General features: G+C 42.2%; 14 protein-coding genes. All 14 read right to left on the bottom strand.

What is annotated here, in order from left to right; all coding sequences use genetic code 11:
- Position 1 precedes the first annotated feature (1 nt).
- The 14 genes from NA23_RS05485 to amrS all read right to left on the bottom strand — a co-directional run bounded on the left by NA23_RS05485 (position 2) and on the right by amrS (position 15,203).
- Positions 2-694, bottom strand: coding sequence for an ATP-binding cassette domain-containing protein (locus NA23_RS05485; RefSeq protein WP_249476973.1), 693 nt, complete (start codon positions 692-694; stop codon positions 2-4).
- 10 nt (positions 695-704) lie between these two features.
- Positions 705-956: a hypothetical protein gene (locus tag NA23_RS05490; RefSeq protein WP_249476976.1), complete on the bottom strand. Its 252-nt coding sequence runs from the start codon at positions 954-956 to the stop codon at positions 705-707.
- A 94-nt stretch (positions 957-1,050) separates the two neighbouring features.
- Entirely contained in the window at positions 1,051-2,181 is a 1,131-nt protein-coding gene (gene aspC / locus NA23_RS05495; RefSeq protein WP_033191801.1) for an aspartate aminotransferase, read from the bottom strand.
- Between the two features lie 30 nt (positions 2,182-2,211).
- The gene (gene gcvPB / locus NA23_RS05500; protein WP_033191802.1) at positions 2,212-3,645 is read right to left on the bottom strand and encodes an aminomethyl-transferring glycine dehydrogenase subunit GcvPB; all 1,434 of its coding nucleotides are present in this window, start codon (positions 3,643-3,645) and stop codon (positions 2,212-2,214) included.
- Positions 3,642-4,967, bottom strand: a complete 1,326-nt coding sequence (gcvPA, locus tag NA23_RS05505) for an aminomethyl-transferring glycine dehydrogenase subunit GcvPA (RefSeq protein WP_033191803.1) — start codon at positions 4,965-4,967, stop codon at positions 3,642-3,644. The genes gcvPB and gcvPA overlap by 4 nt, the downstream gene beginning before the upstream one ends.
- A gap of 24 nt (positions 4,968-4,991) precedes the next feature.
- Positions 4,992-6,284 carry a glycine cleavage system aminomethyltransferase GcvT gene (gene gcvT / locus NA23_RS05510; protein ID WP_084384050.1) on the bottom strand — a complete coding sequence of 431 codons (1,293 nt, stop codon included), beginning with the start codon at positions 6,282-6,284 and terminating at the stop codon, positions 4,992-4,994.
- A gap of 89 nt (positions 6,285-6,373) precedes the next feature.
- The gene (locus tag NA23_RS05515) at positions 6,374-7,666 is read right to left on the bottom strand and encodes a nicotinate phosphoribosyltransferase (RefSeq protein ID WP_033192612.1); all 1,293 of its coding nucleotides are present in this window, start codon (positions 7,664-7,666) and stop codon (positions 6,374-6,376) included.
- A 16-nt stretch (positions 7,667-7,682) separates the two neighbouring features.
- A complete protein-coding gene (locus NA23_RS05520; RefSeq protein ID WP_145974450.1) occupies positions 7,683-9,476 on the bottom strand; it encodes a TIGR03960 family B12-binding radical SAM protein in 1,794 nt (597 codons plus the stop codon).
- 125 nt (positions 9,477-9,601) lie between these two features.
- Positions 9,602-10,594 (bottom strand): hypothetical protein, encoded by a 993-nt coding sequence (locus NA23_RS05525; RefSeq protein WP_033191804.1) that lies wholly within the window; start codon positions 10,592-10,594, stop codon positions 9,602-9,604.
- A gap of 164 nt (positions 10,595-10,758) precedes the next feature.
- Entirely contained in the window at positions 10,759-11,871 is a 1,113-nt protein-coding gene (locus tag NA23_RS05530; RefSeq protein WP_052107157.1) for a hypothetical protein, read from the bottom strand.
- A 99-nt stretch (positions 11,872-11,970) separates the two neighbouring features.
- Positions 11,971-12,684 (bottom strand): rhomboid family intramembrane serine protease, encoded by a 714-nt coding sequence (locus NA23_RS05535; RefSeq protein ID WP_033191805.1) that lies wholly within the window; start codon positions 12,682-12,684, stop codon positions 11,971-11,973.
- Positions 12,685-12,726: 42 nt separating this feature from the next.
- Positions 12,727-13,089 (bottom strand): YbaB/EbfC family nucleoid-associated protein, encoded by a 363-nt coding sequence (locus NA23_RS05540; protein ID WP_033191806.1) that lies wholly within the window; start codon positions 13,087-13,089, stop codon positions 12,727-12,729.
- Between the two features lie 36 nt (positions 13,090-13,125).
- On the bottom strand, positions 13,126-14,193 hold the full coding sequence (locus NA23_RS05545) for an FAD:protein FMN transferase (RefSeq protein WP_033192615.1): 1,068 nt from the start codon (positions 14,191-14,193) through the stop codon (positions 13,126-13,128).
- Complete coding sequence (gene amrS, locus NA23_RS05550; RefSeq protein ID WP_084384051.1) at positions 14,163-15,203, bottom strand: AmmeMemoRadiSam system radical SAM enzyme; 1,041 nt, start codon at positions 15,201-15,203, stop codon at positions 14,163-14,165. Before amrS ends, NA23_RS05545 begins: the two co-directional genes overlap by 31 nt.
- Between the last annotated feature and the right edge of the window lie 9 nt (positions 15,204-15,212).

A 15,212-nucleotide genomic window follows, 5' to 3' on the forward strand; every position in this document is an offset into this window, starting at 1 on the left:
TTTATACCCCCAATACGTATTCTTTGGGATCACCGAAAAACTTCACCTGTCCGCTCTTCATGACGATAAGCACATCTCCCAAACCTATGAATCTCTTCAGTGTTCTTGTTGCCAGTATAACTACCTTGTATTCCGAAAGTTCTCTGAGCATTTTTGTAACTGACTCGACGTGCTCATCATCAAGATGGTCAAGCAAACAATCAAGCACGAGAACAGAAGACTGCCTCACCGTAGAAACAAAAAGTAAAAGTCCTATTTTCTCAAGAACGTACAACGAAGAAAGTGGTGTCTTTTCAAACTTATAGAGTGCTTTCAACACACCGAAATTATCAAGTTCCGTGGCATGGTCTTCAATTTTGAATTTATTGTGCGAACCAAATACTAGCCTGACAAGGTCTTTGAACGTCAAGTAATCGAGTGATTCGAGGAAATTGGTATCCAGGTAAGTAACGATCTGTCTTACTTCCTTCTCATCGATTTGGAAAAGGCTTGTGTCGTCAAGATATACGTTTCCTGAGTACTCTATGTTTGGATAAACTTCACGATTAAGAAGTGCAAAACTTCTGAGAAAAGCAGATTTTCCAGAACCTCTCGGACCGTATAAGACAGCAAACTGGCCTACGTTGAGAGATAGGTTCACGTTTTCGAACAATATACTTTCCTGAACTTTTGCACCGAAATTCTCACACCTCAAATGATTTATTCTACTTTGTATCTTTCTTTTTCTCATCCTTTTTCACCGTGTCCTTTAACCGTTCCTCCAACTCGGATTTTGCTTTTTCATCACCCATGTTCGCAAGCTTTATCAACTCGTACTGGGAAAGTGTCTTTTCTTTTTTCAATTTAACTACCTTCTGCACTATACCAGCCCCTTTTTTCAATTTTTTCTTTTCATTTGTATTATACCACAAACCTGACCTCCCTGCATTGCCCGTTAGATTAATATTCTTAGCCATAAGTTAAGAAAATTGAACAAAAAACAAAAAAATGGGCTACACAGACAGTAGCCCATTTTGGGTTGTTAGATTGTATGTTATATTTTCAGAGCTCTTAATTCCCGCTTCTAATAAATTCGCCCAACCTTTTCATCCCTTCTTCTATCTTTTCGATGGATGTAGCAAAACTGATTCTCACAAACCCCGGCATCTCAAACGCACTACCGGGCACGGTTGCAACCAATTTTTCTGAGAGCAGTTGTTTGCAGAATTCTTCATCGTTGCCACTGACTTTAAAGAAGAGATAGAACGCTCCTTTTGGCTCTATAAATTCCAATCCATACTCCTTAGCTTTGTTCATTATGAATTCCCTGCGCTTTTTGAACTCCTCAATCATCGGTTTGTTATCCGTGTTACACGCTTCTATTGCCGCGTACTGAGCTGGGGTATTTATATTTGAACTGACATGGCTTTGGATTTTGGAAATTCTTTTCTTAATTTCTTTATTCTTCGTCGCGGTGTAACCCACACGCCAACCAGTCATCGCATGAGATTTGCTGAATGCGTTAACGTAAATAAGAAGTTCATCCTTCACAAGACCGTACATTGAGATATGAGTTCCATCGTACACCAAGTCATCGTACACTTCATCACTAACAACGAAGACGTTTCTTTCGTTGGCTATTTTCGCAATTGTTTCAAGTGTTTCTCTGTCGTAGATACCTCCAGTTGGATTGTTCGGCGAGTTTACAAGTATCACTTTTGTCCGATCGGTTATGTTATTTAGTATCTCATCCTTAGTTGGCACAAAGTTGTTCTCGAATTTTGTCTTAACCACAACCGGTTTTCCCCGGGCAAGTAGGACCTGTGGAATGTAGCTTACCCAAAGCGGTGCGAACATCAAAACTTCGTCGCCTTCATCCAATATGGCAGAAAATGCGTTAAAAAGTGCCTGCTTGCCACCATTACTAACAACGATATCATCTGGTGTATAGAAGACCTTTTTCTTTTCTGCTAAGTATTTAGATATAGCTTCACGAAGTTGGGGAATGCCGTTGCTGTCTACGTATTTCGTGTAGCCTTTTCTGATCGCTTCTATGGCCTTTTCGGCTATGTTACTTGGTGTAGGAAAATCGGGCTCACCAACCGTGAAGTTTATTACATCTTTCCCTTCTGATAACAGCTTCTTGGCCAGTGCATCGATTTCCAATGTTTTCGACGGTGCTATAGATTCTGTGGGATGCATTGTCCAACACCACCCAACTCTATCGTTTGCTCACTTTTTGAATCGGAATACCGGGAACTTAGTGGCTGTTACGTCGTCTAACCTTCTAATAGGTGTAGTGTACGGTGCTTTTTTAACAAGCTCTGGGTCGGAGTGCGCTTCATTGTAAATCTTTTCCATTATCTCAACGAATTTATCAAGTGTCATCTTGCTTTCTGTTTCAGTCGGTTCTATCATCATTGCTTCGTGGACTATGAGTGGGAAATAAACAGTTGGTGCGTGCATTCCATAATCAAGTATTCTCTTGGCGATATCTAGGGTCTTCACACCGGTTTTCTTTGCGAATTCTTCGTTGTCAATTACAAATTCGTGCATACATATCCTATCGTAGGCAACTTGGTAGAGCTTCGAGAGTTTCTTTCTCAGATAATTTGCATTGAGGACCGCCATATCACTTACGTGTTTGAGTCCTTTATTGCCCATCGTCAAGATGTATGTGTACGCCTTGACCATTACCAAGAAGTTACCGTAGAAGCTACGCACCATGCCTATCGATTTCGGTAAGTTGTAATCCAAATCGTAACCACTTTCTGTTTTTCTCACAACAGGTACGGGCAAGTACGGTGCGAGGTGTTTCTTAACTCCGATTGGTCCACTTCCTGGTCCGCCCATTCCGTGTGGCGTACTGAATGTTTTGTGCAGGTTCAGGTGTACGATATCAAATCCCATATCACCAGGTCTTGTTCTTCCCATGATTGCATTTAGGTTCGCTCCGTCGTAGTAAAGTAGTGCTCCAACTTCGTGTGCCATCTGGGCTATTTTAAGTATATCTTTTTCAAAAAGTCCCAACGTATTTGGATTGGTGAGCATTATAACCGCAACGCTTTCATCCAGATGCGTCTTTAATTCATCAAGGTTAACACAACCATCTTCTCCGGATTTCAGTTCTACAACCTCGAAACCTGCCATCGCAGCAGATGCTGGGTTTGTACCGTGTGCACTATCAGGCACAAGTACTTTCCTTCTTTTTTCCAATTCGCCTTTATCTTCAAAATACGCCCTTGCGACAAGCAATCCCGTCAACTCTCCATGCGCTCCTGCTGCTGGTTGTAGCGTCATATCATCGGTCCCTGTTATCTCGCACAATAACTCTTTGAGATGTCCCATCAGCTTTACGGCCCCTGTTATTGTTTCTCTTGGTTGGAACGGATGAATGTCAGTAAAAAGTGCTGCCATATCTTCGTTGATTTTCGGATTGTACTTCATTGTACATGAACCGAGCGGATAGAACCCTCTGTCAACTGAGTAGTTCTTCATTGCAAGGTCTGTGTAGTGTCTCACAACATCGACTTCTGAAACTTCTGGAAGCATCGGTGGTTCTTTTCTTACAAGATGCTGTGGAATTTCGCACGTTAACTCTTCAACATCGTAAACGGGCAGTTCGTAACCTTTTCTTCCTGCTACACTTTTTTCGAAGATTGTCATTTTGACATCACCTCGACAAGCTTTTTCATCGACTCTTTCGTGTTGACTTCCGTTGCACAAGCGAGAGCACTCGGTCCGAGCGTTTTGTAAACTCTATCAACCGGTATTGGACCAAGGATACCTTCTTTCACCATATTGTGCCATTTTTCCCTGTAATTATCAGGTACTCTGATTACGAACTCGTTGAAGAACTCCCCTTTGAAAATTCTTTCAAATCCTTTTTCTTCAAGCATCTTAGCAAGTACATGGGCGTTGTTGTAAGACCTCCAAGCGACTTCTTTTAACCCCTGAGGTCCCATTGTTGAAAGGTAAATAGCGTTTATTAATGCTATGTACGCTTGGTTAGAGCAGATATTTGACGTTGCTTTTTCTCTTCTGATGTGTTGTTCCCTTGTTTGGAGTATCATCACATAACCCTTCTTGCCTTCCAAATCTTTCGTTTCACCTATGATTCTGCCAGGCATCTTTCTCACATGCTTTTCAAGTGTCGTGAAAAAGCCTATTCCTGGTCCTCCAAAGTTTGGAGTGACACCGAGTGATTGTCCTTCGCCCACAACGATATCAGCACCGAACTTTCCTGGAGCTTCTAAGAGAGCCAAAGACACTGGTTCCGCCACGACTATAAATACGATGTTTTGTGGTATGACTTCCCTTACAGCCTTTAAATCTTCGATAACACCAAAGAAGTTCGGATAAGCAACCGCCACAGCGGCAATTTCTTCGGAAAGTGAACTTCTAAGGATGTTCAAATCTATTCTCCCCGTTTCATCGTACTTAATTTCAACAATTTCTATACCTTGAGGTTTTGTATAAGTTTTGGCGACCGTTCTATATTCTGGATTTATCGACTCGGCGACAAGCATTTTAGTCTTTCCTGTTATCCTTGTTGCCATGAGCAAACTTTCTGCAAACGCGCTTGCACCATCGTACATGGAAGAATTGGCAACTTCCATACCTGTTAGCTCGCACATCATCGTTTGATATTCGAATAGCATCTGAAGAGTGCCTTGTGAAACTTCGGCTTGGTAGGGCGTGTAAGCGGTTACGAAATTCGGGTTTGAAGCCATATGTCTTACAACTGATGGAATATAGTGGTAGTAAACCCCTGCACCTAAGAAGACATTAGTTGGTTCAAAGTGCACGTTTTCTTTTGCCAAACCTTCGACTATCTTCTTTACGGTGAATTCATCTCTGCCTTCAGGTATGTTGTATCCATCTATCGTTTTTGGGACATCCACGAATAAGTCGTCGATACTGCTGACCCCTATTTCTTGGAGCATCTGTTTTATCTCTTCTTCGGTGTGCGGTATGTACCTGTGCACTTAACTCACTCCCTTCTGTCGGTATTACTTCTTTGACCTTACACTACCGCGGTAGAACGGTGTTTTCACAACCGTTCCATCCACATACTTGTCCCTTATCAGCACCTGAACAACGTCGCCGAGCTTGATGTTCGCATCGACAAGCGCGAAGGCTATCGATTTATTCAGCGTCGGCGAGAATGTTCCGCTTGTTACGTGTCCAATTCTTTGACCATCTTTATAAACCTCCATCCCGTGTCTTGGGACAAGTTTCGATTCAAACGTTAAGCCCCTCAATCTTCGCTTAAGTCCTTCTTCTTTCTGCTTCAGCAATGCGTCTTTTCCAAAGAAATCACCTTTCTCAAACTTCACTGCCCAGGAGATACCTGCTTCAAGTGGAGTTACTGTATCGTCCATGTCGTTTCCGTAAAGCAAGAGTCCTGCTTCCAATCTCAGCACGTCTCTTGCGCCAAGTCCTGCTGGTTTTATGCCAATTTCAAGTAATTTGCGCCAAACAAACGTAGTTTCGTTTGCAGGAAGGTAGAGCTCGAATCCATCTTCTCCCGTGTAGCCTGTTCTTGAAATGATACCTTTTACTCCAAATATCTCACCTTCGGCAAAAGAATAAAAACCAATATCTTCAAGGTTCAAATTAGTATGAGGCTGGAGCTTTTCTTGTGCTTTTGGACCCTGAACGGCGATGAGTCCTGTTTCATCTGAGATATCCTTTAGAGTAACTTTGAATTTTTGTGCGAGTTTCGACAAGTGGTTGAAATCCTTGGTGATATTTGCAGCGTTAACAACGAACATGACCTTCTCAGGAGCTATTTTGTAAACAAGCAAATCGTCTACAAAACCGCCATTTTCGTTGCACATAGCTGTGTAGATGACATCTCCAAATCTTATCGAACCAAAATCATTCGTCACCGCATAGTTTGCAAAGCTTATCGCATCTGGTCCTTCGCACAAAAATTCACCCATGTGGGAAACATCGAACATTCCGACTTCTTTTCTTACCAAGTTTACTTCAGCGACTATTCCTTCGTACTGCAACGGCATGTAATAGCCCGCGAATTCAACCATCTTTGCTCCTAACTTTACATGGTCTTCGTACAGCGGTGTGTATTTCACCTTGGTTCCCTCCTTCTGAAGTAGATTGCACGCTTCTTCGTAGTATTCTTCAGGGACTAGCACTTCACATTGTGCACTGCTTCCAAAAATTGGATGAACAAAAACATCCGTCTTTTGGATTACGACGGGGATACCATATGCCTCCAGGAACTTCTGAATAAGCTGCGCTTCCAACTCACCAATCGTACTTTTAATTATTTTCCACATCGGTTTTAGTCATCTCCCAAGAACCGAATGCTGTACATTTTGTCTTCAAATCTATTCTATTGCGCAATGCGAACTTTTTCAAAAGATTCTTACTCTTCCCAATAACGTTTAGGAACGATTTTCAAGTGTGATGCGTCTTTTTTGTATCTTCCCACCTTCGCACACGGTCTTCCGTTGACTTCCACTATGTCAGCTGTTATATCTATCTTTTTCTTCAGCAATTTCGAACCTACGCCGTACACATCAGCTGGCACTCCTAGAGATTCGAAAAGTTTTATCTTTTCTTCGTCGAATCCTCCTGAAACGACGATTTTCAAGTCTTTTAACCCCACTTTATCGAATTCGTTTCTCGCCTTCCAAACAAGTTCTGGACACACGCCAAACGACTGAGGACCGATGGGTGTGACCGACTTGTCCCTTAGATTTCCAGATGTATCGAACCTTACGCCCCAGATTTTATTCTTTCCAGGTCCGATAATCGGCGATGGGTCTGTCTCACCAAGGATGAAAGGTTTACCCATTACGTATTCGTAATGTTTCTTCACAACCCTGAACGTTGTGCCGATAACATCGTTGTCCCAATCCACGAGCACGATTCTGTTGACGTTCTCTGGCATGTACTTGTCAAACGCAATTGCCGCATCTTCCGTGCTTCCATCGTATGCAGCGATGAGTGCATGTGGGATGGTACCCATCGATTCTACACCCCAGTAGTCCGCATTTGCATCTGTTGAAACACCGAAGGCACCAGCTTTGAGTGCTGCATAACCGTCTGTTGCCTGCACCCAGTAGTGGTCAAATCGTGCACTGAAAAAGAGGATTGGTTTTCCATTAGCAGCGTCAACGACTTTCTTCACAGCTGTTGCTGTACTTGTTGCCCTTGCGATAACCCCGAGCAAAACGGTTTCCAAATATCCGAAGTAAATCGGGTCACCTTCGATCGTCATCAATGGCTCGCCTTCAGGAACATACTCTCCATCGTACACAGCTCTAACTTCTATCTCGTCCCATTTGTCAACCCAGAGGTCGTTGAGTTTCAATCTTATGTCCCACTTTTTCCTCGTAAGTTCAACAATTTCCTCAACGTTCCCTTCAACAGCTAGACTTTGCATCGCCTTATCCAGTCTGAGGATATCGTTGTAGAGCTCTTTCGCACGCTCTTCATCTTTGTAATACCCCGTGCAGTATCTTAATATGGCCAGTGCTTCATCAACCCCGCAGACAATTGCGTTGTCTCGTGGAAAGAACTGGTAGTACACCCTTGGGTGACGGTTATCCTTTTTCAGAACCTCAACGTATCTTGTAAAGTATTTATCCGAATAATACCCCATCCTTATTCTATCGATTGGAACTTTGAAAACCTTTGGATGGAGCCTTTTCATATTTGCACTCATCGTCTTACCTCCCCTTCATCACGTTGGTAACTTTGTAATCAAAACAAACTCTACAAGCTGTGCAGCGTTCACGACAATCTATAGTGGTCTGACCGGAGAAATATTTTTGGTATTCGTTCCAGAGGAAGTTCTTATCTACACCACTATCAAGATGGTCCCATGGAAAGTCCTCAAGTCCATAAGGACCTGTGTAACGATTGATATCTACCTCTTCAAAAAGCTTCGACCACTTTTCGTATGAAAAATACTCTCCCCACTCATCATAGTAACCAATTTTGTAGGCCTTTTCAATTATGGGCAAGAGCAACCTATCACCGCGAGAGAGGATACCTTCGACAAAGCTCTTTTTTCCGTCGTTTATGTCCAGTTTTCCAAATTTTTTGTATGGATTCAATATCTTCTTCACTGTATCCATATATTCCGGTGGTTGCAATTTCGCAAACTCGAACGCTGTATGCGGTTTTGGAATTAGCAGATTAATCGATGCCGTTATATCCATGAACCCGATTTTTTTAATTGCTTTCACAAGCTCACCTATCTCACGGATGTCCTCTTCGGTTTCGTCAGGAAAACCTACCATGAAGTAAAGTTTTATTCTCCTCCAACCAGCTTTTTTGGCTTCCTGAGCAGTTTTTAGTATTTCATCGTACGAAATCTGCTTATTTATCGCGTCCCTCATCTTTTGACTACCTGCTTCCGGGGCGAACGTTAAACCCGTTTTACGAACTGTAGAGATCTTCTCAGCCAACTGTATGTTAAAAGCATCAACTCGTGTTGAAGGAATGGAGATGGAAATATTCTTCTCCTTCACATAAGGCAGGAATTTATCAACTATTTCATTTATCTGCGAATGATCCAATGCGGAAAGCGATAGGAGCGAAACCTCGTCGTATCCAGTATTTTCAAGAAGCCTTTTTGCAATCTCAACAATCTTATCAGCACTTCTTTCCCTAACTGGTCTGTAAACGTAACCAGCATGGCAGAATCTACAGCCTCGAGTGCAGCCTCTACTTATTTCAACAACAACTCTATCGTGCACACTTTCAACGTGCGGAACTATCTTCTTTTCAAAATGTCGGACACTGTCCAAGTCTTTAACGATGTTTCTTTTAACCTTTTGTGGAACAAAATCGTACTTTGGAACAATCTTTCTACCCACCTGTGTGTAAAACATGGGAATGTACACACCGTTTATCTTTGCAAGTTCCTTTAAACGTTCTTCTCGGTTTAAACCCTTGGTCTTTTGTACAACTCTCAGAAAGTTCTGAAAATTGACCTCTCCATCACCAAGGTAAATTGCATCGAAAGCTTCGGCGATGGGTTCACAGTTGAAAGCAACAGGCCCCCCACCAACAACGATAGGGTCATTTTCCCTTCTTTCGTAGCATCGAATCGGAATACGGGCAAGTTCAAGTAACTTAAGCACGTTTGTGTAGGATAGTTCGTATTCAAGAGAAATTCCCAGTACGTCCATTTCGTAGACGGGCGTCTTAGTTTCCAATGTGAAGAGCGGTACATCGTGCTCTTCCATCTTTTCAATCATATCAGGCCAGGGAAGAAACGTGCGTTCTGCGTAGACAAAATCAAGTTCGTTTGCAAGCCAATACAATATCTCCAATCCGTAATGCGACATCCCAACTTCGTAGACGTCGGGGAACGCTAACGCTACCCGGAGTGTGTTACTCTTGACTTCTTTAAAGACAGCATTGTACTCTCCACCGATGTAACGTGCAGGCTTTGAAACACGATTTAGGTTTTCCGAGAGAAATTTGATGATTCTGCTGCTCTCTTGTTTCACAATATACCTCCTATAGTCTTGTGAAATCTTTTACAATCCACAATTGGAAAATGTGTTATGTGTGTTGTACGAGCATTTCAAACTAAAACCACTGTTTTTACGAAGGCTCAGCTTTGCTCAGTGTATTAGAAGATATCCTCTAATACTCTATCTAAGTAATCGAAAGATATAGACACCGTTTCGCTATCCGACACGTTCACCACGATTTCAACAACATCTGAGGCCTGATGGACAATGGTGCCCTTTGAGCAAGCAAAGTTAGAAATATCTTTCGCTTCTATAACTATCCTTGTAGATCCATTTCCTTTTAATTTTAAATCGCCGGTTACATATGTTCTTTCATTGGCTTTAGACATTTTAGTTAGTACCCACGAATGGTACACTTGCCAACTTTTTGAAACGAATACTGTACCTTCTCCGGTTATATCGGGCATATTTATAACTTTGATAGGTACGTTGTAGCCAAAGATGTCACCGTAGATGTACAGTTTTCCGGAGGGAAGTTCTTGATCCGTTTTCAGTTCGATAATGTAATCAGCAGGCTTCCAGTCGTAGCTTGAACGATATGTCAATCGGATCCTGTTGAAATCTTTTCTATCAACCTTTATAGTTTTATTTTTAATGTTAATGTCCTTATCCAAACCTTCTACATCACCAAACAAAAACATCTTCATACCGGCATAGGACGTCTCTTCGTATAGTGCTTCGGGTGAAGTTGATTTTACTCGGGTTGTTAATCTGTACAGCGTAATGTACATGCTTGCGCGTTCTACCTCTTCGTACGGTGCCGTTGAGATAATTACATGAGCCTTGTCGACAGGTGCCTGCAGTCGGAAAAATTGTTCGAGAACATCACCCTTTAAAATGTAGTACACCACTACAGAAGCGGGAACCTTGAATAGCACATCCGATTCTTCGCTGAGTCTTAGTACGTATTCTGCTTTTCCCTCTTCAAGTACTTTCGTAAGTCCGAATGGTGTGTTTGCAAATGTATCTCCATTTTCTGAGACAAGATGATCCTTGATCATCTTGTATGTTCCAGTTTGCAAAGTTGCAGGCAATTCGTATCTTGTTTTCGTCTCTTTGATTTCTAAGTAACCACTTAGATGCCGATGCATACACGACATTCCAATCTTGAGGGACTGAAAAACCATCTTTAACTTTCTTTATAAACCAACCGTAATTGGCAAACAAAATAAGTACATCATCGTACGGTGCAGTCGTTCTCTTAGCAGATGAGGTTTTTTTTCTGGTCATCCTGAACACTTCCGCCAATCTCAGTTCACTCAATCAGGTAATTAAACGATATAGCTACCTTCGCAACACCGGACACGTTCAATTCTATTTCGGCATAGTCAGATGCTTGTTTAACTATGGTACCTGATGAAATGGTAAGATTAGCAATACCTCTTGCCTGTATAACTATCTTCGCAATGCCATTTCCTTTCAAGTTTAAATCCCCGGTTATATAAATCCTTCCGCCAGCTTTTGTCAGTTTAGTAAGCGTCCAAGAATGGAAAACTTGCCAGCTCTTTGAGACAAAGATGTTTCCCTCTTTGTTCAGATCCGGCATCTGTGTGTATCCAATAGGAACTGTGTAGCCTAAGATGTTGCCGTAAACGTACAATTCTCCGGAAGGCAGTTCTTCGCCTGTTTTCAATTCGACAACGTAATCAGCTGGCTGCCAGTCGTAGCTGTAACTGTAATTCAATGTGATCCTGTTGACATCTCTTCTGACAACTTTAATAACCTTGTTTCTGATATTGATGCCCTTGTCCAAGCCTTCCATGTTTCCCAAGATAAAGATCTTCCTACCCGCTGCAGAGGTCTCCACTGCCTCAACCGATTGCGCCACTGCCATCTTGCTGAAAGCGACTCTGCTTTCTTCGGGGGCTGTCGAAAGAATTACGTAAGCATTCTCCACAGGTGCTCTTAACTCGAAGAATTGTTCAAGCATGTCACCTTTCAAACTGTAGTAAATCCTGTAAAAGCCGGGGATTCTGAAAAGTACATCTGCCTTTTCGCTAAGTTTAAGAACATTTTGCACCTTTCCTTTTTCAAGCACTTTTGCAAGTCCGAAAGGTGTGTTTGCGAAGACCTCCCCGGTTTCAGAAACGAGGTAGTTCTCAGTTATTGTGTATGTACCAAGTGGTAAAGTTGATGGCAATTCGTACTTTGTGTCTGTTTTTTTGGACTCAACGTACCATCTGGATGCCGATACCTGAAGCACCTGCCAATCTTGTGGGACAACGAAACCGTCGTCAACGTTTTTGATCAACCAACCGTAGTTGTTAAATAGTACAAGTATGTTAGCAAACGCAGTGGCTGAAAAGATGATCGACAGAGCGACGAAAAATCCGAGTATCTTCACAAACAACAAAATTGTTCGGGACATACCGAACCACCTCTTTTGTTTTTGATGGATTCCAACCTAACCTGTACCCTAGTTAATAATTAATTGGTTCACTTACGCAAACATACGATGTCCAATAACTCAGCGAGTTGCCAATTTGAGCAGTGTAAAGTCAGAGTAAACCAGCATTCCAAAGCTAATTACAACCAGTATTAAAAGCAGAGTCGCTAACGTTTTCCAAAATCTCTCCGCTCGGTACGATGAGTAAACAGGAATTGCATATCCAAGAAGCATGCCCGTTAACAACCCACCTATGTGTGCCGCGTTGTTTATACCTGAACCTGGGATAAATCCCAGTGCGATGTTTATTATTATCATTGGAAGCAGTGCGCTACCTGTTATGGGCTTTAAAAAGAAAGGTGTATCTTTCCTAAAACCCGATGCAAAGAGTGCGCCGACTAATCCAAATATCGCACCGCTGGCACCTACTGACAGAGAGTCGTGATAGAAATAGTGAGTCGCAACGTTACCTGCGATGCCTGTTATAATAAAATAGGAGAGGAAACGGTACGAACCGTAAATCCCCTCCGCGTAGCTTCCAAGTATGTATAAAGCGTACATATTAAATGCCAAATGCAGAAATCCACCATGCATGAACATCGCAGTTACGATTCTCCACCATTCACCTTGGTCAACAAAAGGGCCATACTGCGCACCGAAAAGCAAGTAAGCGGTATCACCTACTCTGTAAAACGTTTGAGCCACGTAGAATGCAAGTAAAATCAGCGAATCAATCAATATTATGTACATGTAAAACTGCCTTCGCGACGCTATATTATCCAAAAATCTGAACATCCCATACCTCCGTACGATTTAGTAAAATTTGCCAAGGAAGAACTAACCAAGTGGATTATACTTCGCAATTATTTCGTTTGTTTTTTCTTCTCTGATATTTTCTACTTTTTGCCATATCTCATTCATAGCCGTTTTCAGCATATCGTTGAACATCTCCAAGTCTTCGAGTAAGTCCTTTTCGTAAATGATATCTCGTATCTGCCTGTCGCATGTTGCCACTACCTTAAGTGCTCCTCCTCCAACTTCCACTTCCACTTGCTCTTGTGCGAACGATTCTTCGAGGTTTTTAAGTTCTTCCTCCATCTTCATCTGCAACCTTTGCAATTCCGCAAAGTTCTTAGGTAGTCCAGGAGCTCCACTTGCCCCACCGAGGTTTCTTCCGCCAAAACTTTTCAACTTTTTCATCTGAGTACTCCTCCTTTTACTGTTAATTTCCAAAAATTACCTATCGGCTATTTCGTAAATTTTGAAGTTATCGGTTCTCAAAAGTTGCTTTTTCGGAGTTACCAAAAGCACCTCCGCACCGTATTTTGGGAAGACCGTTCGAGTAAACAACCACCTATCTTCACCAAGTACGAATGCAGCTGTTGAAAATGCGTCTGCAATGACGGGATCATTTGAGATCACAGTTGCGCTAACTGCCTTGTTTGCAGGATAACCTGTTCTCGGATCAAGAATGTGGTGGTATCTGACGTTGTCAACTATGAAGAATCTCTCGTAATCACCGCTTGTGGCTACGGAACCTTCGCTTAAATATACTATGTCTATGTTCTCACCAGGTTGGCCGCGTGGATCTCTTACACCTATAACCCACTTTGTTCTGTTGTACTTCGGACCAAGGATCATGATCTGACCGCCGGTTTCTATGAACCCATGGCACGACTTATCAAATTCTTTCGCGATTTGATAAGCCCTCTTCAGAGCGTATCCCTTTAGCATCCCACCGAGGTCTATCCAGGCACCGTTTGTCCTGATTTTCTTATTCACATAGTCAATTGCTACCTTCTGGTAACCTGATTTTGAAGCAGCTTCTGCGATCTCACTAGCACTAGGGATGTTGAATGTTCCATTCGCCTGCCTTTCTGTAAATTTGCTGAATCCCCAAAGGTCTATGAGGCGTCCTAATGCAGGGTCAAAGGCACCTTCCGTATCCCGCGCAATCTTTAGAGCCAAGTCTATCACAGACAAAGTTTCATCGTCGACCTCTACCCAGTCTTCTGAATGGTTCAGCTTGTAGAGAACGGATGCTTTATCGTACGGATCGAACTTCTTCTCGAGCCGTTTCATTTCAGCAAAAATGGCTTTAGCGATGGTTGAAGGATTCACCCTGGAAGAAATCTTCATTCTGACGTACGTTCCGAATATGTAATCCTCAAAATCCGAGTACTGGCCCGTCTTTCCGGAGACAAAGAGTAAATAAATAGCGGCGATAACTATGAAGAAAACAATTACCGAAAATACAACAATCTTGTTGAGTATCATAATTTCTTTAGGATCTGGTTGTTGCACACCTTGCACCGCCCTTCCTCATCCAAATTTACGATTCGCACATCGTAACCTCTTCTAATTATAACAACATTTCCGCACTTTGGACAATATGTACTTTCATACCGTTCATCCCAAACATTGCCTAAATAGACATAGTTCAAATATTTTCTCGCAAGTTTGTAAGCTTCTAATAGAAAATCTACTCTTGTAGCAGGCACGCTGTATCTGTAAGCAGGATGGTAGCGCGAAAGGTGTAGAGGGATGTCTTTGGATATCTCTGCTAACGCCTTAAATTCCTCTTCAAGTTCATCCAACTTATCGTTACCACCGGGAACAACGAGTGTGGTCACTTCCACATGAACACCTGCCTTGTAAGCTTTTTCAATGGTCCTCAAAACATGCTCATACCTTCCACCACATACTTTTTGATAGAACTCGTTGTTAAATGCCTTAAGGTCAATATTCATCGCATCGATGTAGGGAATTAGTTCGTCAAATGGTTCATCGTTTATATAGCCATTTGTGACAAGTACATTCTTAAGATTCCTAACTTTTGCCAACTTCGCTGCGTCGTACACAAATTCATACCACACTATCGGTTCACTGTAGGTGTACGCAATGCCTAGATTTCCTTCATGCATGTACTCAAGAGCTATATCAACCAAGTCGTCTGGTGTAATTCTTTTCACGTACGGTGGTCTTTGTTGCGAAATCTCCCAGTTTTGGCAAAATTGACATTTGAAGTTACAGCCCCAAGTGCCAACAGATATTATCGAACTTCCCGGATAGAAATGAAAGAGTGGCTTTTTCTCTATCGGATCAAGTGCTATGGAACTTATCTCTCCGTAATTCATCGTGTATAATCTTCCGCCTATGTTTCTCCTAACCTTGCAGACGCCAACGCCATTTTCTTTTATCACGCAGTTGTGAGGACAAAGCCCGCACTGGACTGTATTGTCACCAAGTTGTTTGTAAAACATCGCCTCTTTCAACTTTATGAACTCTTCCATGCTATCTTCGGGCTTACTCATTTCACCCAC

Source organism: Fervidobacterium islandicum (genome assembly GCF_000767275.3).
GTDB lineage: Bacteria > Thermotogota > Thermotogae > Thermotogales > Fervidobacteriaceae > Fervidobacterium > Fervidobacterium islandicum.